Here is a 20,897-nt window from a genome sequence, read left to right as displayed (position 1 = left end):
GCATTTCCCAAATATTTCCTATTTTTTTATAAAAGAAAGTTAGAAAATCTCTACTTCTTCACATTCTTTATTAAATTTTTCAATGTTGTTATATAAAACTTTTATTAAATCACCTGCCATAATCATTGCCATAACATCATTATGACAATATTTCTTTAATTCCTCTGTTTTTTGATTTCATTCTTCATCTTTAATAATTCCTAAAGCTCTTGTGGTGGCAATTTCTAAAGCCATTGATCCATTTTTAACTTCTAAATCTTGATAAGGAATAATCATATGTTCTAAATTAGGATAATTTTTTGTTGCATATTTTTCTATTATTTTAATAGAATATTTACCTAAAAGATTACTAATATTTAAAAAAGCGTTAGTAAAATCTAAAGGTTTTCTATTAACAAAAAAGTTGGCTAAATCTAAAATTTTACTAATAATTTCATTAGCTTTTTCTTCACATATTTTTACTTCTTCTTCGCTAATTACACCATCTTCATGAAATAATCAAAGTTTTTCTACTATTTCTTTTATTCTAGTTTCTTCATATGCTTTATTAAAAACTATGTAAGCATCAACATTTTCAGTATAAATATCATTAATAATTTTAATTAAGTCTTTATAAGAATAATATAAAGGATCATATACAAAATCATTGCTCTCATATTCTTTATTATTTTTGGTTTTAATAATAGAAAGTTGTGAAACAAGTTGTGTTCATGATCTTGTATAGTCTAAAGGTGGAATTGGTAAAGTAAATCCTTCAAAATCAAATCAAACGAAATGTTGTCTTTTATTTTCTAAAAAAACTTCTATATCATTATTTCATTTTGCTTTATTTATATAAATTAAATCCTTATAATAAAAATTTAAAGCTTTGTTATTTTCTGATGATTTCTTAGAATTGGCATCAAATCTAGCAACAATTAATTTTTTTGCTGCATTTTCTCAATCGGGAAAAATTCGTTTTGTTATATTCTTAACATTTTTATTTAAAACATATCCATTTTCAAAATCTTTTAATGTAATTTCAGTTAATTTTTGAAAATCAATATCATTTTCACAATCATTAATAATATTAATAAAACTTCCAATTGTATAGCGTAGGTATTTTTTTTCAATAGTGGTTAAATTATTTCTTATATGTTCAATAATTGGAATAAATTTATGTTTTTTAATTTTTTCTCTTTGTCCTGTTGCAATTAGTTGAATTTCATTAGTGGTAAATTTATCATAATCAATTTCAATATCTTTTACAATGTTAGAATAACGCGAAAAATAGAAATCTATAACATGTTTTTTTATGTCTTTGTTTTTATTATATGAAGGTAAAGTTAAAACATAGTCATTAATTAAATGACCTGATTTTTCTATAATGTTTGTATCAAAATATGCCCGCATAATATTTTTTAAAGAAGACTTAAAAGAATAATTTAAGGATGAAATGGTTTTTGTTATTAAATTAAAATAAAGTGGCGAAGCAATTATATTACGATATTCAAAAACAGGATTTATTAATAATCCATATTTTTTGGATAGAATTGCTTCTTTTGTTTCTCTTATTAAATTTTCGGTGCTATTTTTTTTAGAAAATATTTTATATTTTTCATTTGGAAAATTTTTTTTAAATTCTTCAATTGTTTTATCAATTGCTTTTTCTTCAACTATTTGAACTCCGCTAAGAATGATCTCCATTTTTTTAAAATCATTTGTAACATTTTTAAAAATTTCAAACAAATCTTCATTTTTAATTTTGTTCATTAAAATAGGATCTTTTTGCAATTTTGCCTTGAAAAAATCGATCTTATCACTATAAGATTTTTCAGCAATCATTTCTTTTTCTTTTTCACTTAAATATTTATTAAAGAAATTTTCATTTAAAAAATCAATGTTTTTTTCATATTCAAAATTTAGTTCATCAAATTTTTCTTCTTCATTTTCAATTTCATTTATATTAATTTCGTCATTAAAAACAAAGTATTTTGGATAATTATTAATATTTAAAAAATGTTTATATCTAAAATATTTAGGTTTACTCATTTGGCTTTGGAACCTTTCCTAATTCAATTCATTTATTATATAAAATGTCTCATTCATTTTCTGACTTGCAATCTAAGTATTGAATTAAATCTTCATCAACAGAATTTTTTCATTTAGGGCTAATACCTGTTTTAGTATATTCATTAAATCATTTCATACAAAAATCAATATCATCTTTTACTTGTGGTAAATTTACTGTAAAATTAAAATTTTTAATTTTTCTTTTATTAATATCAACTAATTCAGGATTGTTATAGTCATCGTTTTCTAGAAAAATAGCAACTATTGAAAATTGTGATACTCCCATTAGATATGCATATAGTTGAGCTTGTTTAATATAACCAACTGGAGGAGTATTTTTTATTCAAAAATCATAATTTTTTATGTTTGTAGTTTTGATTTCAATAATTATTTTTTTCTTAGGAGCAAAACCATCGGGAAGACCACCAAAAAAATCATTATCTTTAAAATAATCATAATTATATTCATTGGCAGGATAACGATTTAATTTTTCTTTAATGCTTTTTTCAACAAGTTCTAAAATTTTAGGTTCTAAAATCACCCCAGCATTAACATATTTTGGATCCAAAACAGGCATAGATAAATTACACAAACGGGCGAAAGCAGCAAATTGACTTTTAAAGTTGTCTACTTCTAAAATATCACCTAATGCTGTTCCTGTCATTTTTCTAAAGCCATTAAAAGTTCCTGGTTTATTAAGCAATAATTTTTTATGGTATTCTTTAGTCAACGAAAAAGTCTTGCTTTCAAAATCAAGATTATAGTGTTTAGTATTGTAATATTTTCGACTTGGTGCCTTAAACATTAATTACTTCCTCATCTGAATCAATCATTTCAAAGCCTACAAAAGGATATTTATCTTGCAATAAATCTCATATATAACTGACATCGGTTTTGGGGTCTTTTTGTTTCATTGTTCTACATTGTTCATATGAATGAATTGCATCATATATATTTTTATAATTAGTGTTATTAGAAACTTCTCAAGTTTTATATTCCTTAATTACTCTTTCATCAATTTGGTCTTCAGTATATTCTGAATAATAACAATGAACTAATTCATGAAGTAAAGCGAAAAAAATGTAACTTTCTGTATGATACATATCAGATAAGAAAATATAACGTTTTCCACCTTTTTTAAGAGTTATTCCTCTAATATTACTATTATGAATAAATGGTTTAGTTACTAAAATTATCCCTTTTGAAAGTAAGTAGTTTTTTAATTCTTTAACTTTGCTATTAAAATCCAAATTAGAATTACTCATAATATTTAAAACTCTTTTAATAACAGCATTAAAAAGTCCTTTTCTAAATACTCCAATGCCATATTTTTGAAATTTGTCATATTCTACTGAAAGTTCACAAAATCTAATTCAAATATATGAATTAGCCTTATTTTCAAATTTAGTATTTTCTGCTAAAACATGTTCTTTTAAGTATTCATTATAATCACTTAAACTTGTAACGCCATAAAATTTTTTAAGCAACATTAACTTCATATGAACTGGCATGTCTTCATTTATGCAAATATCAAATGGTGATGACAATTCAGGATGCTCAATAATAAAATTTAAACCAAAATTTTTTAGTTGGTCTTCAATATTATTACTCATCTTAGCAAGTTTCATATTTGAATAAATATTATAAACTGTCGTTAAAATACCAGTATCAAGACGAAAAGCATATTCTAATCCTTCCAATACTGAAACACTAACATCAACAATATCATTATTTAAAATTGAATTAATGTGTTTGGTACTTAATCCTAAACGCATAGCTAATTCTTTTTGAGTCATTTCATAATTTTTTAAATAAAACTTTATTTCTTCTGAAAAAGTACTTCCATGTAATTTTATATCTGGTTTATGAGAAGTATCAACTGTCCCCATAAGTAAAAATCCTTCTTTCTCTTTTTATTTCTAAAATGATTATAACAAAATAACAGTTTAAATTAAGGATTTTATTTGTTAAAAAATTAATGAAATTTATCATTTTATTTAAAAATTGGATTTAAATATTTGAATTTTAAATACTTTTCATTTTGAAATTAAAATTTGATTTTTAAGAAATTAAAAAACCGAAGCAAATCGGTTTTTAGTATTTTTCATTTTTGCAAAAAATTATTTTAAATCATAAACTTTTGTAATTGTTTCTATTAATGCTTGCATTGGTAAAGCACCATTTCTTAATAATCAATCAAAGAATTTCTTGATTTCACCATGTTCTTTAAATTCATCATTTTTAGCGTTTATAAATTGTTCTCTTGTCATTCTCAATTTATTTTGAACTTTTTTGTATAAGTCTAACATAACTTCTTTACCTGAGTTATATGAAGTTGCTTGACCAACAAGGTTAAAGTAACGTTTTGATTCAGAAGTAATATCGCCAATTCCTAAAGCTGAGTTTGCTTTCATTCATTCTCTTGCTTTCATAATTGAAGCTCCACCTTCTAATCCTTTACCAGTAGTTATTCCACCGTGGTATGCTGTATCAACTGCTAAACGCATATTACGTAATTGAGCTTCATTTAATGCTCCATAATATTGAAGCATATTTGCAAGTTTAACTGCAGCTAATGCACGATCCTTGTCATCACTATATTTACTTAAAGAATTTACTTTATTTCAATAAACTCCACCATGAAGTTCTTTTATTTGTTTAACTTGTTCATCTGTAATTTTAGTTTTATCAGTGGTAGTAAAGAAGCTAGTTATACCTTTAGATAAACTAAAGTCTTTTGGCATTGCATAATAATCACTATTTGTATAATCTGGTGTGCCATAAAATCCTGATTCAATACCAAATCATTCCATAAATAGCGCTCATCCTTCAACATATGAAGTATAACTAAAAGTATTATTAGGTAATTGATAATCACCAATTTTTGCTAAATGGTTATTTGCATACATTATTTGATTATGGTGTCCCATCATACTTTCATGGTTAGCAAATGAAGTTACTGATCATTTTGGTAATCCATAGTATGGATCGGCATTAAACATAAATTTCTTAACACTTGAGCTATATGCACCTACACCTTCATATTCTCTACTTTCGTAGTCATATGTTTGAATATCGTAATCTGGTACATTTTTACCAAAAAATCCTGCGCCGTATTTTTGAGTAGTTGCTTTAAATTGAGCATATCCCTTAAATGCTTCTAATGCACCATAATAAAACTGTTCATTAGTTATGCTTCCATATTTTTTATCTTTTTCTAAATCACTTTTTAAAAAGTCATAATTGAATTTTGTTAATTCTTTACGAGCAAATTCTAAGTTAGAATCTTCCCTTAATGATTTTTTAATTTCATCAGTATAATAAGATTTTTCTTCTCTTCCAAAGAAGAAATCTTCAGCATTTAATCATTTATTAAATGCAGCTAAATCAATAGTTCCATCTGCTTTTCTAATAGTTAATTCTGTTTCAGCAGCTTCTTTAGATCCAACTCCATCTTCATCGTATTTAAATTTAGCTTTTCATTCACTAGTTTCTGAACCAGTAATTAATTTTGCTACTTCTTTAGCAACATTTTCCATGTTTTTTGCTGATGAAGTTGTTGAATCATAACCTTTATCAAATACTTGTTTTGGAGTTAAATTAGAAGTGGTATTCATTTTAAGAACTTGTTCATAAACGTCTTTACCAGTTAAACCTCCTGGCTTTCCAGGCATATAACCAAGTCCAGCATTTTCTTGTTCTAAATCTTTTTTAGTCAAACCTAAACCGTAAACTTGTACAGGTTTGTTGTCTTTTCCTAAAATGGTAATTGAATTTTCTTGTTCTTTTATAGTGTCATTGTTTTTATAAACCTTTAATTCTTGAATATCTTCACCCTTACCATATTCAGAAGCTTTATAATATTCTGTTACATAAAATTTATAAAAATCTTTAACTTCTTTAGGTAATGTTGTATTAGATTCAATAATGCTTTCTACAGTTTTTTCATTTTCCCCACTATTAACGAATTCTAATAATTCTTTTGAAAATAAACTTCCCAAAATAGCATTAATATTGTTTTTAATAAAAATTTTTGAAGGAACTAATTTTAAATCAATTGCTTCTTTTAAAGTTTGTAATCAATTTTTAGCAACACTAACATTTCTAGTTGTAAGAGTACGTCTATAAAATGAATTAGCAACATAAGTTCTACCAGGACCAGAACTAAATGTTCCTAATAAGTATCGTAACCCTTTTTCATGATTACCTTTTTCAATTTCTCAGTTATATTTTATTCCTTTTAATCATGCTAAACTATCTGGAGTTAAGCCAGATTGATCAACTTTATCTGCTTTTGCAATAAATTCATTTAAAATTTCAACAATTTTTTCTGATTGTTCTTTAGTAGGGGCTTGCAATCCATCAAGTCCTGCTTCTTTTAATTTCTTTTCTTTTTCTGCTTTTAAATCTAAAATTTCTTTGGCAACCTTCTTTTGAGTTTCAAGATCAGGTTTTTTTGGTTCCTCTGGTTTTTTAGGATCAGGAGTTGGGTTATTAGGTTTATTTTTATCACCACAACTAATAGCCATCAAAGGCACCATTGTTAAAGGTAATAAACCACTTAAAAAAAGTAGTTTATTCTTATTTTTGGACATATATTTCCTCTCTTTTTGTTTTTTGTGTATTAACTTACAACTTTTAAATAAAAATGCCTAATCTTAAAGTTAGAATATGTTTAAATAAAAGTTTTACACACTTAAATTATAATGTGTTAGAAAGATTAATTTAAAGTTTTCTTGCTTACAATAAGGCAAAATTAAAAACATCACAATTATTTTAAAGTGATGTTTTTATTTTTATTTTATTAAAAATTACAAGTTATAAACTTTTGTAATAGCTTCTATTAAAGCTTGCATTGGTAAAGCACCGTTTCTTAATAATCAATCAAAGAATTTCTTGATTTCACCATGTTCACCAAATTCTTTATTTTTAGCATTTACAAATTGTTCTCTTGATAAGCCTAATTTCTTTTGAACTCTTTTGTATAGGTCTAACATAACTTCTTTACCTGAGTTATATGAAGTTGCTTGTCCTACAGCATTAAAGTAACGTTTTGATTCAGAAGTAATGTCACCAATTCCTAAAGCTGAATTTGCTTTCATTCAGTTTCTTGCTTCCATAATTGAAGCTCCACCATTGAAGTCTTTTTCAGTAGTAGAAATTTTTCCATGATATGCAGTATCAACTGCTAAACGCATATTACGTAATTGAGCTTCATTTAATGCACCATAATATTGAAGCATGTTTGCAAGTTTAACTGCATCGATTGCATGTTGTTTATCATCTGTGTAAGTTCTTGCTGATGCAACTTTATTTCAATAAACACCACCATGAAGTTCTTTTATTTGTTTAACTTGTTCATCTGTAATTTTAGTTTTATCAGTGGTAGTAAAGAAGCTAGTTATACCTTTAGATAAACTAAAGTCTCTTGGCATTGCATAGTAATCACTATTTGTATAGTCTGGTGTGCCATAAAATCCTGCTTCAATACCGAATCATTCCATAAATAATGCTCAACCTTCTGCATATGAAGTATAGTCAAAAGTATTATTAGGTAGTTGATATTTACCTACTTTAGCTAAATGTCTATCTGCATACATTATTTGGTTGTGGTGTCCCATCATACTTTCATGGTTAGCAAATGAAGTTACTGATCATTTTGGTAATCCATAGTATGGGTCAGCATTAAACATAAATTTCTTAACTTCAGAACTATATGCGCCTACACCTTCAGATTCTCTATCTTCATATTTGTAAGTTTGGATATCATAATCAGGTACATCTTTACCAAAGAATCCTGCGCCATATTTTTGAGTAGTTGCTTTAAATTGAGCATATCCCTTAAATGCTTCTAATGCACCATAATAGAATTGTTCATTAGTTATGCTTCCATATTTTTTATCTTTTTCTAAATCACTTTTTAAAAAGTCATAATTGAATTTTGTTAATTCTTTACGAGCAAATTCTAAGTTAGAATCTTCCCTTAATGATTTTTTAATTTCATCAGTATAATAAGATTTTTCTTCTCTTCCAAAGAAGAAATCTTCAGCATTTAATCATTTATTAAATGCAGCTAAATCAATAGTTCCATCTGCTTTTCTAATAGTTTCTTCTATTTCTTTATCAGGATTTGGACCAACTCCATCATCATCGTAATTAAATTTGGTTTTTCATTCACCTTTTTCTGAACCAGTAATTAATTTTGCTACTTCTCTAGCAACATTTTCCATATTTCCAGCAGCTGATTTAGATGATACATATCCTTTATCAAATACTTGTTTTGGAGTTAAATTTGAAGTAGTATTCATTTTAAGAATTTGTTTATATACATCTTCACCTGTTAATTTTCCAGGAGTTCCAGGCATATAACCAATACCAGCATTTTTTTGATTTAAATCTTTATCAGTTAATCCTAGTCCATAAATATTTGTATATGAACCACCATTCAAAACTGCCATGGTGTTTTCTTTTTCTTGATATTTATTACTCTTGTAAACTTTTAGTTCATCAATATTTTCACCTTCACCGTAAGCAGAAGCTTTATAGTATGTAGTTGCATAATATTCATAAAATTCAATAATTTCTTTAGGTAAATCTTTATTTGCTTTAATAATATCTACAACAGATTTTTCTGTTTCTGTACCTTTTGCAAATTCTAATAGTTCTTTTGAGAATAATTTTGATAACACATTATTAATATTATTTTTAATGAAAATTTTTGAAGGAACTAATTTTAAGTCAACTGCTTCTTTTAAAGTTTGTAATCAATTCTTAGCAACTTCTGTTTCACTTTTTTCAAGTCTAATGTTTCCATAAAATGCATTAGCAACATAGGTTCCACCAGGACCTCAATTAAATGATCCTAATAAGTAACGCAATCCTTTTTCATGGTTACCTTTTTCAATTTCTCAATTATATCTAATACCCTTTAATCATGCCAAGGTATCAGCTGTCAATGCAGTTTTATCAACTTTATCTGCTTTTGCAATAAATTCATCTAAAATTTTTACAATTTTTTCTGATTGTTCTTTGGTAGGAGCTTTTAAATCTTCAAGCCCTTCATCTTTCATTCTTTTTTCTTTTTCTGCTTTTAATTCTAGAATTTCTTTAGCAACTTTTTCTTGTTGTTCAGGAGTTACTTTTACACAACTTGCTGCTAAAGGTGTTATTGTCAAAGGCAATAATCCACTTAAGAAAAATAATTTATTCTTAAATTTAGGCATATGCTTTTTTCTTTTCCTCTCATTTTTTATTTTGTTTTTATCTGTGTATTAATTTACTTTTTTAAGAAAGTTAAAATCACTAAATTTGTGATAAAAAAATTGTGTTTTAGCTTTCTTTTAATCTATAATAAAAGTTTTACACATTTAAAATTATATTCCTTTAATAAATAAAGCAATATCATTTTTTGCTTAAATAAAGATAATTTTTGTTTCTTAAATAAAAAACCAAGTTTAAGAACTTGATTTAGATAAATTCTTATTTTAATTGAATTGCTACATTTGATCTAATTTACTTAATAGAAAAAGTCTAACATCTAAATAATTTTTATCGTTTTCTAAAAAATTGGGCAATTTAGCAAATAATTTTTTATTTTTAAAAATAAAACATTTTTCTTCAATAAACTTACTTCGCTCTTTTGCATTAGGAAATTGTAACTTTAATTTTGGTAATTCTTTATTACTTGCTTTAGAAAAATTTAAATATTCATAATGTAACATTTCTCTATTTTTTAGCAAATAATTTATTTTGTAATTAAATTCTTTTATAGTTTGATCTTCTATTATTCTAGAAATTAATGTTTTAATTAAGATATGCATTTTTTTAAAATTATTATTTTCAAAAAGTACTTTCAAATCATTAGTTAAAAATAAATTTAATTTATTCATATATTCAATATTTTTGAAATCATAATTTTTATCATTCAAGAAATAATTAACAAAATAATCAGAAATAGAATTTAAAATAAATGCTTCCTTTATTTTTTTAAAACTTGATTTTCTATATGAAATTAAAAATGCCAAGTCATTAACAGAATTTATAATTTTTTCATTACTTATATCGTAGTTAACCAAAAGTTTTAATATTTGTTCAATCTTCATGGCTATTTGACAAGAATGTTTAGGAATTAAAATTCCTTTCTTTTTGTAAAAGAAGTTTTTAAAATAAACTTTAAGCCTTAAAATATTAACTTTTTGGTTATTATTAATTACTATTTTATAAAAATATTCATTTGCTAATTCTTTTACTATATTATTAGTTTTTTCTAAATTATCAAATAAAATAGGGTTATTTGAATTATCGATAGATATAAATTCCAAATCATTTACTGCCCTATAAAATCATTTATGTTTTAATACAATAGACAAACTATCTTGAAGTGCTAAATTTTGAGAGGCCAAAAGTTTTATTATGTTAAGTTTATAATTAGAAATATTATTAAAACCCGCTCAATTAAAATTTAGAATAAATATTTTTCTAAGAGTAAAAAAGGCTTTAAAAATATTTCTTTTATATTGATAATTAAATCTTAATATTAATATGCTTTTATAGAAAAAATATAAAACAAAAAAACTTATTATACAAACACCTACAATAGCATGATATATACCCTTATATTTTTTGCTTTCCAATCCTATTTGAATGGCTAAGACAACTCAAAGGCAAGCATAAGTCAAAACTAATAATAAAAGAATTTTTAATACAAAAATTAATACATATTGTTTTTTTATGTATCGCTTTTTTCCTAAATCCATTAATTCATTGAATTCTTTTGAAAACATTATTTAATAACCACCATTCAATTGCCTATTTTTATATTTTTTTACAGGTTTTATATTTATATTTTCAATCATTTCTTTCTCATTTTAATAATTATTCGCTAATTAAATTATAGTTTTATTTAAGTTAAAAAACTTAATTAATAAAAAATCCAAGTCTTGTAACTTGGATAAAGAATCTGAAAATTATTAATCTTCATCTTTTGCTAATTTACCACCACGTTTTTTAATAATTTCATCTGCTAAATTACGAGGTAGTTTTTCATAATGATCAAATCACATTTGATAAGTTCCACGACCAGTTGTCATTGATCTAAGTTCAGTAGCATAACCAAACATTTCACTTAATGGAATATATGCTTTAATAACATGAGCGCCATCATTTCTAGTTTCATTATCTCTAACTTGTCCACGACGTCTTGAAATATCACCCATAACATCACCAAAAAACTCTTCAGGAACAACTACAGCTACATCCATGATTGGTTCTAATAAAACTGTTCCTAATAATTCACGACCTTTAGTAAGTGATTTAGAAGCAGCTATTTTATAAGCAAGTTCAGAACTATCGACTTCATGGTAAGAACCATCAAATAATGTTGCTTTTATATCAATCATTGGATATCCAGCTAAAATACCAATTGCCATTTTTTCTCTCAATCCTTTTTCAATTGATTTAATATATTCTTTAGGAATTTTACCACCAACAATTTTGTCAACAAATTCAAAACCTTTATCAGGATTTGGTTCATATTTAATTCAAACATGGCCATATTGTCCTTTACCACCAGATTGTTTTTTATGCATTCCTTCAACTTCAGCAGATTTAGTAATAGTTTCACGATATGAAACTTGAGGAGCTCCAACATTTACTAATACTTTAAATTCTCTTTTTAGTCTATCTACAATAATATCCAAGTGAAGTTCTCCCATTCCTGAAATTATTGTTTGACCAGTTTCTTCATCAGTACCATATTTAAATGTAGGATCTTCTGTTGCTAATCTTTGTAATGCTAAAGAAAGTTTTTCTGAGGCATCTTTTGAAGCTGGCTCAAGTGCTTGAGAAATAACTGGTTCAGGGAAATTCATGTTTTCTAAAACAATATCTTTATGTTTTTCATCAATTAGAGTATCACCAGTTGTTGTTGATTTAAGACCAACAGCTGCAGCAATATCTCCTGTTCTAACTTCGTCTAAATCAGTTCGACTATTAGCATGCATTAAAAGAATTCTACCAACTCTTTCTTTTTCACCTTTAGTTGAATTTATAACATATGAACCTTTTGTTAAAACACCTGAATAAACTCTAAAGAAAGTTAAGTTACCAACATATGGGTCATTCATAACTTTAAATGCTAATGAAGAGAAAAATTCTTCATCGCTTGCAGGAATGTGAATTTCTTTTTCACCTTGATAAGCTTTCATTGGAGGGATGTCAACTGGACTAGGTAGATAGTTAACTACAGCGTTCAACATTAATTTAACACCTTTATTTTTAAAACTTGTTCCACAAACTACTGGGAAATAATTTGCTGAAATAGTTGCTTTTCTAATTGCATTTTTAATTTGTTCAATTGAAACTTCTTTTTCTTCTAAAAGTAGTTCCATAATTTTTTCATCATAATCTGCTAATGATTCAACTAATGATGATCTTAATAATGAAGCTTCTTCTTTTAAGTGACTAGGAATTTCAATTTCAGTCATGTTTTCTTCAACTGAACCATCGAATTGATAAGCTTTCATTTCAACAAGATCAATAATTCCTGAAAATTGTGCTTCTTCACCTATATTTAATTGAATTGCATGAGCATTTGCACCTAATAATTTTCTAAGTGATTCAATTGATGCTTTAAAGTTTGCTCCAGCTTTATCCATTTTGTTTACATAAACAATTCTAGGAACATTATAGTTAGTTGCTTGTCTTCAAACAGTTTCTGTTTGTGGTTCAACTCCACTTTGAGCATCCAAAACAGCAACTGCACCGTCAAGAACTCTTAAAGAACGTTCAACTTCAACGGTAAAGTCTACGTGTCCTGGAGTATCAATAATATTAATTCTTTTACCTTTTCAATAAGCTGTTGTAGCAGCAGAAGTTATAGTGATTCCTCTTTCTTGTTCTTGAATCATTCAATCCATTTGGCTTTCACCTTCATGGGTTTCACCAATTTTATGAATTTTACCTGTATGATAAAGCACTCTTTCAGTAGTAGTAGTTTTACCGGCATCAATATGTGCCATAATACCAATATTACGGTAGTCTTCTATTTTATATTCACGTGACATAATATCTTTCTATCCCTATTCTTCTATCATCTAAAGTGAGCAAATGCTTTATTAGATTCTGCCATTTTGTGAGTGTCTTCTCTTTTCTTAATTGCACCACCAACTTTATTAGAAGCGTCAATTATTTCATTTGCTAATCTTTCTTCCATTGTTTTTTCATTACGTAATCTTGCATATTGAATAAGTCATCTTAAAGCTAGTGTTTGTTTTCTTTTTCCACTTACTTCAACTGGAACTTGGTAGTTACTTCCACCAACTCTTCTTGATCTAACTTCTAATTGTGGACTAATATTTTCTAATGCTAAATTGAAAATTTCAATTGGTTCTTTTTGAGTTTTATTTTTAATAATTTCAAAAGCACTATACAAAATATTTTCAGCGATAGATTTTTTACCATCTAACATAATAGTGTTGACTAATTTAGTAATTATTTTTGAATTAAATATTGGGTCGGCTAAGACATCTCTTACCGGGGTTTTTGCTTTTCTTGACATTTTTTCTCCTTAATATTTAATTAGCAATTAGTTTGCCTTAGGCTTTTTGGTTCCGTATACAGAACGGCCTTGTTTTCTTTTTTCAACACCAGCAGCATCTTGAGTTCCACGAACGATGGTATATCTAACTCCGGGTAAATCTTTTACTTTTCCACCACGAATTAAAACAACAGAGTGTTCTTGAAGGTTATGTCCTTCACCTGGAATATATGCAGTAACTTCTTGTCCATTTGATAGTCTAACACGGGCATATTTACGAATAGCTGAGTTAGGTTTTTTAGGGGTCATAGTAGCAACCCTAGTACATACTCCACGTTTGAATGGACTAGGAATTGAGTTTTCTTTTTTTAGTAAAGAGTTATACATCATACCTAAAGCAGGAGCTTTAGATTTAGTAGTTTTATCTTTACGGCCATGATTAATTAGTTGACTAATTGTAGGCATTTTTCTTTCCTTTCATTTTATTTTTTTAAATACAATTGGTATTTTAAATTATCAAAATACGATAACTATTATATAACAACATAACCGGTGTTCAACAAAAAAATATTTTTTTAATAAAAAAACATTCTTAGTTTTTTCTAAGAACGTTTAATTTGTTTGGTTAGATTAGAGAATAAAACTTATTAATTAAATAATTTTTATATTCATCTAAAAATTCTTGTAATGGTTTTTCTTGAGTACTTTTACCATTATCTAAACTATAAATTACTGAAAAGTTTGGGTTATAAAATAAATTTTCAATATCACTATCACGGTATGTTACTCAACTATTTCTTTGAACGCTAGCATACATTGGATCTTGTGATCTAATAGTATATAAATATTCTTCATATTTACTATCAAACTCTTTTTTAGAAGAAAAAGAATTAGAAATATTTTCTGTTTCTTTTAAGATTTTTGCTTTATTATCAGCTTTATCCATTCAAGCAATTTCTGTTTCTACTTTGTTTAATTTATCAATATCATTATCACTAGTTACATTACTTTGTGAAAGTAATTTAGATTCTTCTGATTTTTGTTTTTCAATAAAATTTAATGATTCATGAAAATAAGATATTTTAAATAATTGATCTAAATAAATTGATTTATATCTTTTATTTAAAGAAAAATCACTCATTTTATTGTAATCTAACATAAATTTGGCAATTACTTTAGTGCCTAAATTATTTATTTCATCCATTTTTTTAACATCAAGTTTAATTTCATTTGGAAATTCTTTAGTAGTCAAATTTGTAGTTTTTAAATTATTTAAAGTTGCTAATAATTGATTATTTTTTACATATTGTTTTTCTTTAAAAGAAAGTAAAAACATAATAAGAATTGACAAATCAAATGATATTAAAAGAATAGCGATGGTTATTAGAATACTTAAATAAGTAATAGAAGAATTTCCGAATCCTTCTTGCTTAAATGTTTTAGCAAATTGGATTGGCAAAATAATAAGTAAAATCAAACAAAAACCATTAATCATTAAAAAATTGAAAAATGCTGAACTTTTTGGTGTAAATCCTTGAACATAAGGAATAACAAGATGATTATTTAAAATAGTTTTTGTTTTTTTAATGCTTCTTTTAAAATTAATAGCGAATTTAATAGATAAATATAATGCAATAATGAAGAAAACAATAAATAAAATCATTCATAAATTTGATTTTTGTCAACTACTTTGAGTGGGAGTAGAACCTGGCATTTTTTCTCCTTAATTGATATCCTTATCATTTTTATTTAAATCATTATTATCTTTTTTGTTTTCTTCAGTAGTTTTGTTGTCATTTTCATTATTTTGAGCAAAAGAAGTTTTCATTTCTTTTTCTTCAAAAATTAAAGCAATTTTATCAATCAATTGTTCTCTTGAAAATTCTGCTGAACCATAAATACTTAATTTTTCTGCCATTGCTTTTAATTGTGCATCATCTAAAAGTTCTAATTTTTGGCGGTATAAATTGCTTTTACTAGTTTGAGGAGCATTAGTTACAACATTATTTTCTGAATTCATATAAACTTGGTTGAACATTGTATCAAATGAAGAATTATTAATATCCATATTGTTTGCTTGTTGGGCTGCCAAATATGCTTTTAATAAAGCAAATTTTCTTACTATTCTTCTGATTTGTAAATAAAATGCAAGATAAGAAATTAAAAATAAAGTACTATTAACTATTGAAATTATTTTAGCAACATCTTTTGATTGAATGTTTCAATATCCAGACCCTGAAAAAAGGAAATTTAAAAGAATGAAAATAAAAACAATAGGTAAAGAAAAAGTCAAAATCATTGAATGTTGTGAATAGTCTTTTTTAATTAAACATTTAATGAATGAAATGAAATATAAAATGATTGTTGCTAAAAACACTAAAGTTATAAAAGTTCCAGAAATAACATTATTTCTAAATTTAATATTGGCGAAACTTGCAGGATTGCTAGCTTTTTCATTTATAAAATAGTCTTCATACATTTTCAAATAATCATCTCTTTTAATAATTAAATGTAAATAACCAGTTAATTGCAAAATTAACATTACAAAAAGCATAATGCCAAATAAAACAAATCATATTAAATATTTAGCTTTATTATTTGCCTCAAACATTTCCTTAGTTGATTTATATTCAACTTGATTTGGTATTTCGTTGTTTGGATACATAAATTTTCTCCTTTATTTTATTAAATATTATATTTAAAAAATATTTTTTTAGCCAGATATTTAGGAAATCTCCTTTTCCATTTGCTGAGGTAAAGGAATTTCAAAATGTTTTTCTATACCATTATTATCTACAAAAGATAATTCTTTAGCATGCAATCTTTGATTAAAATCATCAATTTTTTTATTATAAATAGGATCACCATATACAGGATGTTTAATATATGCTAAATGTACTCTTATTTGATGTGTTCTTCCTGTTTTTAAATTGCATTTAATTAAAGTCTTTTTTTGTCCATTAATTTCTAAATATTTTTGTACTTCTATAATAGTATAAGCTTCCTTAGAATTTTTTTCAGTTACCATAAATTTTTGACGATTTTTTATATCTCTTCCTATTGGTAAATTTAAATGTAAAACTTTATTTTCAATAATGCCATCAACAATAGCACAATAAGTTCTTTTTATGTCATGATTTTTTAGAAGTGAAGCAAAATAATTATGAGCTTTATTATTTTTAGCAACTATTAATAAACCACTTGTATCTTTATCAATTCGATGAATTATTCCTAATCTTAATAAACCATTAACATTACTTAAATTATTTTTAAAATGATACATTAAAGCATTAACTAAAGTGTTTTCATGATGACCTGGAGCTGGATGAACTACCATGCCTGATGGTTTATTAATAATTAAATAATCATCACATTCGTAAACTATATCTAAAGCGATATTTTGTTCTTTAATATTAACTTGTTTATCAATTACTTTTGTGATTTCAATAACATCATTTTCTTTAACAATGTATTTATTTTTATTAATTTTAATATTGTTAACAAACACTGCTCCTTCATTAATCAAACTTTGAATATCATTTCTTGTTATTTCGGAATTATTAGCAATATATTTATCAATTCGCTCAGCATATTTTACATTTATTTTTAGCATAAGTTTAATTATAACAAAATCAAATATAATTAACTTAATGCCTAACATTTATGAAATAAAAAAATCTAAATTCATTAGTTATATTTTTGATATTAAAGAAAAAGAAGATGTTAAAAAAATAATAACTAAATTAAAAAATGAACACAAAAAAGCAAAACATGTCGTTTATGCTTATATTTTAGATTTAAATAACATAAAAAGTGGTGGTTATAGCGATGATAAAGAACCACAAGGAGTAGCCGGAAAACCACTTTATAAATTACTAGAAAATAAAAAAATAACTAACAAAATAATTTTAATTGTTAGATATTTTGGAGGAATTGAATTAGGAAAAAGTAACTTATTAAGAAGTTATTTAACTTCAGCAAAAATGGAAATTGATGAATATGTTTCTAAAAACCAAAAATAACTATTTTTTGTCTAAAGTAGAATCTTTGTTTAGTAAAGTTTCTACTGATTTTAATAATTTCTTTTGCTTTTGATCAACATAATAAGTATAAGCAAATTGAAATGTATAAACTGAAATAGCAATTAATTGTCAAACAAGGCCACCAATAAAACCACGCATGCTTTCTTTGGTTGCTTCATTAGCATCTGGCCTTTGAGCATTAACAATATTTAAAGCAAAGTAAAAAATTCATCAAGTATTATTAAACATATAAGTTAAAGCCATTCATGGACTTAAGCCACTTAGTTGTTTTTTTACAATACTTATAATTAAACCGGGTAAAAATGCTAATGTTGTAAATGATGGACAAATTAAACCAATTATTAATTGTACATTTGCAGGTAAGGTAGGAATAATACTATTTTTTGGATAAAAAGCTCCAAATTTTATTTTTTGATAAACAGTTACAAAGAATAATGATAAAAAAGTAAAAGAAATTATTTGATTAAAAGCAATTCCAATAATTGCTCTTAACATTTGTTTTTTGGTTTTTTCTTGATAATAATAATACAAGTAAAACATTGTAAATGACATAATTGAAACACAAGTAAAATTAGCTAAAAATATATATCATGAATTTTCACTTGAAGTAAATACTCCTAATATTAATCAAGCTAAAATTCCATAATAAAATACTCAAAAAGCTGCAAAATTAATTTTGCCTGTGTTTTTTGTTTTTTTCAATCTAATTAGTTGGGGAATTCCTAAACAAATTGTCATGATAGCACCAAGTGCACCAAACACTTGAATCGCAATTTCTAATGGTGTTAACATAGCGTATTTAATTATACTTTTTTTATTTATTTTTATTCTTTTTTTAATTTTATTAAATCTAATAATTTAAAAAATAAAAAACACCCTTAGGTGTTAGTCATTTCTGAAATGGTGGCTCCGGCAGGAATCGAACCAGCGACACACGGAGCTTCAGTCCGTTGCTCTACCAACTGAGCTACAGAGCCATAATGGCGGTCCAGACGGGAATTGAACCCGCGATCTCTTCCGTGACAGGGAAGCGTATTAAACCACTTTACCACTGGACCGTGGTTGCGGAGATTGGATTTGAACCAATGACCTTTGGGTTATGAGCCCAACGAGCTGCCGACTGCTCTACTCCGCTATATACTGGCGGGCAATGAGGGATTCGAACCCCCGCGGGCCGTGAAGCCCCTGGCAGTTTTCAAGACTGCTCCCTTCAGCCAGGCTTGGGTAATTGCCCATGGTGGACCCAACAGGACTCGAACCTGTGACCGACCGGTTATGAGCCGGTTGCTCTAACCAACTGAGCTATGGGTCCGTAATTTAGCCCGTTAAGCCTAAACGCATATGGTAGCACCGAAGAGAGTCGAACTCTTGACCTTCCGGGTATGAACCGGACGCTCTAACCAGCTGAGCTACAGTGCCATAATGGTGGAGAGGAAGGGACTCGAACCCTCTACCTCCTGCGTGCAAGGCAGGCGCTCTAGCCAGGTGAGCTACCCCCCCGTAAAATGGTGAAGAAGACAGGATTTGAACCTGCGACCACTTGGTCCCAAACCAAGCGCTCTACCAAACTGAGCTACTTCTCCACGCTTTGCGTTAATGCTATATTATTATATATAAATTTTACTAATTGCTACTAAAAAAACAAATATTTAAAAAACTTACTTTTTATTATCATTAATCTTGTGGTTATGCTTTTTTATATCCAAAATTTTATGGTAAAAAATTAATAGTAATGAGGAAAATAAAATTGAACTAATACTTAATATTAAAACATTACTCATATATCAAGTTTGTAACTAAAAATAAAAATTGATCATGATATGGTTTTGATAATGATTCATTATACTAATTTTTTATATTTTTTAATAATCCTTTTACTTCAATTGGATTTTTTTCCATAAATTAAGTATTTATTCCTAAATTAAATATATTGACTATCATCCCAAGTAAATTCAAAGTCTTTAATTTTAATAGTGTTTCCATTTTTAACACCTTGATTTTTGATTAATTCATAAACACCTAATGATTTTAATTTACTATTTAAGCGTCATAAATTGTCTAAAGAAATTACTGGAATTCTATCATATATTTTATAAACATCATCGCCAACAATTTCATAAGTATCAGCATTTAATTTAATAATTTTTATTGGATTTTTTTCTAAGGTAATTACTATTGTTTCATTGTTTTCATTAATTTCATTATTATTTAATTTTGAATTAACTAAAGTTTGATACAAAGCCTTCTTTAATTCTTCAATATTATTCTTTAATAAAGCTGAATATTCAATTAAAGTAATACGGGGATATGCTTTTTTAAACTTATTTAAATGTTTTGAATAATCTTCTAGGTCACTTTTATTAGCAATTACTACTTGTGGTAATTTTTCTAATCTTAAATTATATGATTTAAGTTCATTATTGACAATTTCATAATCTTTAACAGGATCTTTATTATCAGAACCAAAGTCAATAACATGAGCAAGGACTTTACAACGTTCAATATGTTTTAAAAATTGAAAACCTAAGCCCTTACCTTCACTAGCTTTTTCAATAAGGCCAGGTAAATCAGCTACAACAAAAGAATTATCATAATATTTACTAAGACCTAATTGTGGAACTAAGGTAGTAAAATCGTAATCGGCAATTTTTGGAGTAGCATTACTAATTTGCGAAAGTATACTGCTTTTTCCTGCACTAGGTTTACCAACAAATCCAATATCAGCCAAAACTTTTAAAGTTAAATGCAAGTCAAATGATTCACCTAATGTACCATTTTCACAAATTCTAGGTGCAGTATTTCTACTAGATTTAAATTTATTATTACCTTTGCCACCAATACCACCCTTGGCAATTAAATATTTTTGATTATCAACAATATCAGCAATTAATTTATCTTTTAAATAAACCATTGTTCCCATAGGAACTTTAATAATTAAATCTTTACCATTAGCGCCATAAGCATTTTTGGGTTTACCATTTTCACCATCATCTGCTTTAATTTTATTTTGATAATAAAATTGTAATAAAGTGTTTTGACCAGTATCTCCTTGAAAAAAAATGCTACCGCCATCACCGCCATCACCGCCATCAGGGCCACCTTTATCAACATGGGCTTCGCGGCGAAAACTAATGATACCATCACCACCTTTACCAGCCTTAACAAATATATCTACTTCATCAATAAATTTCATAAATGTAATTTTATCAAATTTGCCTAATCATATAAATAAGTTAATTAGTTATCATTTATAATTTATGAATATA

Annotated in this window: 15 protein-coding genes and 8 tRNA genes; 1 reads left to right on the top strand and 22 read right to left on the bottom strand. The window is 26.3% G+C overall.

The genetic code is table 4. The features are described 5' to 3' along the window. Positions 1-39 precede the first annotated feature (39 nt). From ACLFP3_RS02030 to ACLFP3_RS01975, 12 genes are all read right to left on the bottom strand, one after another. Positions 40-2,031, bottom strand: coding sequence for a UU173 family protein (locus ACLFP3_RS02030; RefSeq protein ID WP_412031307.1), 1,992 nt, complete (start codon positions 2,029-2,031; stop codon positions 40-42). Further along, complete coding sequence (locus tag ACLFP3_RS02025; protein WP_412031306.1) at positions 2,024-2,857, bottom strand: MAGa7180 family putative nuclease; 834 nt, start codon at positions 2,855-2,857, stop codon at positions 2,024-2,026. The genes ACLFP3_RS02030 and ACLFP3_RS02025 overlap by 8 nt, the downstream gene beginning before the upstream one ends. Beyond that, on the bottom strand, positions 2,850-3,941 hold the full coding sequence (locus tag ACLFP3_RS02020; protein WP_412031305.1) for an XRE family transcriptional regulator: 1,092 nt from the start codon (positions 3,939-3,941) through the stop codon (positions 2,850-2,852). Before ACLFP3_RS02020 ends, ACLFP3_RS02025 begins: the two co-directional genes overlap by 8 nt. A 231-nt stretch (positions 3,942-4,172) precedes the next feature. Then, complete coding sequence (locus ACLFP3_RS02015) at positions 4,173-6,647, bottom strand: DUF885 family protein (protein ID WP_412031304.1); 2,475 nt, start codon at positions 6,645-6,647, stop codon at positions 4,173-4,175. 216 nt (positions 6,648-6,863) lie between these two features. Beyond that, a complete protein-coding gene (locus tag ACLFP3_RS02010; protein WP_412031303.1) occupies positions 6,864-9,275 on the bottom strand; it encodes a DUF885 family protein in 2,412 nt (803 codons plus the stop codon). A 273-nt stretch (positions 9,276-9,548) separates the two neighbouring features. Beyond that, on the bottom strand, positions 9,549-10,835 hold the full coding sequence (locus tag ACLFP3_RS02005; protein WP_412031302.1) for an MAG4530 family protein: 1,287 nt from the start codon (positions 10,833-10,835) through the stop codon (positions 9,549-9,551). A 186-nt stretch (positions 10,836-11,021) separates the two neighbouring features. Beyond that, positions 11,022-13,115 carry an elongation factor G gene (fusA, locus tag ACLFP3_RS02000; RefSeq protein ID WP_412031301.1) on the bottom strand — a complete coding sequence of 698 codons (2,094 nt, stop codon included), beginning with the start codon at positions 13,113-13,115 and terminating at the stop codon, positions 11,022-11,024. A 23-nt stretch (positions 13,116-13,138) separates the two neighbouring features. Next, a complete protein-coding gene (gene rpsG / locus ACLFP3_RS01995; RefSeq protein ID WP_412031300.1) occupies positions 13,139-13,609 on the bottom strand; it encodes a 30S ribosomal protein S7 in 471 nt (156 codons plus the stop codon). A 27-nt stretch (positions 13,610-13,636) separates the two neighbouring features. Next, positions 13,637-14,053 (bottom strand): 30S ribosomal protein S12, encoded by a 417-nt coding sequence (gene rpsL, locus ACLFP3_RS01990; protein ID WP_412031299.1) that lies wholly within the window; start codon positions 14,051-14,053, stop codon positions 13,637-13,639. 160 nt (positions 14,054-14,213) lie between these two features. After that, a complete protein-coding gene (locus ACLFP3_RS01985) occupies positions 14,214-15,302 on the bottom strand; it encodes a hypothetical protein (RefSeq protein ID WP_412031298.1) in 1,089 nt (362 codons plus the stop codon). A gap of 9 nt (positions 15,303-15,311) precedes the next feature. Continuing rightward, positions 15,312-16,253 (bottom strand): hypothetical protein, encoded by a 942-nt coding sequence (locus tag ACLFP3_RS01980; RefSeq protein ID WP_412031297.1) that lies wholly within the window; start codon positions 16,251-16,253, stop codon positions 15,312-15,314. Between the two features lie 60 nt (positions 16,254-16,313). Beyond that, positions 16,314-17,201 carry an RluA family pseudouridine synthase gene (locus tag ACLFP3_RS01975; protein WP_412031296.1) on the bottom strand — a complete coding sequence of 296 codons (888 nt, stop codon included), beginning with the start codon at positions 17,199-17,201 and terminating at the stop codon, positions 16,314-16,316. 37 nt (positions 17,202-17,238) lie between these two features. Between ACLFP3_RS01975 and ACLFP3_RS01970 the strand changes: the two genes are divergently transcribed. Continuing rightward, a complete protein-coding gene (locus ACLFP3_RS01970; protein WP_412031295.1) occupies positions 17,239-17,610 on the top strand; it encodes a YigZ family protein in 372 nt (123 codons plus the stop codon). Here ACLFP3_RS01970 and ACLFP3_RS01965 read toward each other — a convergent pair whose 3' ends face one another. The 10 genes from ACLFP3_RS01965 to obgE all read right to left on the bottom strand — a co-directional run bounded on the left by ACLFP3_RS01965 (position 17,611) and on the right by obgE (position 20,824). Further along, complete coding sequence (locus ACLFP3_RS01965; protein ID WP_412031294.1) at positions 17,611-18,423, bottom strand: PQ-loop domain-containing transporter; 813 nt, start codon at positions 18,421-18,423, stop codon at positions 17,611-17,613. A gap of 109 nt (positions 18,424-18,532) precedes the next feature. Continuing rightward, positions 18,533-18,608: transfer RNA gene (locus tag ACLFP3_RS01960), tRNA-Phe, on the bottom strand. Positions 18,609-18,612: 4 nt separating this feature from the next. Next, positions 18,613-18,689 (bottom strand) — tRNA-Asp (locus tag ACLFP3_RS01955). 1 nt (position 18,690) lies between these two features. Continuing rightward, a tRNA-Met gene (locus ACLFP3_RS01950) sits at positions 18,691-18,766 on the bottom strand. A 6-nt stretch (positions 18,767-18,772) separates the two neighbouring features. Continuing rightward, positions 18,773-18,865, bottom strand: a tRNA-Ser gene (locus ACLFP3_RS01945). A gap of 1 nt (position 18,866) precedes the next feature. After that, a tRNA-Ile gene (locus ACLFP3_RS01940) sits at positions 18,867-18,943 on the bottom strand. Between the two features lie 30 nt (positions 18,944-18,973). Then, a tRNA-Met gene (locus ACLFP3_RS01935) sits at positions 18,974-19,050 on the bottom strand. A 4-nt stretch (positions 19,051-19,054) separates the two neighbouring features. Next, positions 19,055-19,131, bottom strand: a tRNA-Ala gene (locus ACLFP3_RS01930). Positions 19,132-19,137: 6 nt separating this feature from the next. After that, positions 19,138-19,214: transfer RNA gene (locus ACLFP3_RS01925), tRNA-Pro, on the bottom strand. Positions 19,215-19,552: 338 nt separating this feature from the next. Continuing rightward, a complete protein-coding gene (obgE, locus tag ACLFP3_RS01920) occupies positions 19,553-20,824 on the bottom strand; it encodes a GTPase ObgE (RefSeq protein WP_412031293.1) in 1,272 nt (423 codons plus the stop codon). Positions 20,825-20,897: the final 73 nt, after the last annotated feature.

It is taken from the genome of Metamycoplasma buccale, assembly GCF_046774455.1.
Lineage (GTDB): Bacteria > Bacillota_I > Bacilli_A > Mycoplasmatales > Metamycoplasmataceae > Metamycoplasma > Metamycoplasma buccale.
Note: the sequence above shows the minus strand (reverse complement) of the source record. Positions and strands in the feature narration are given on the sequence as shown.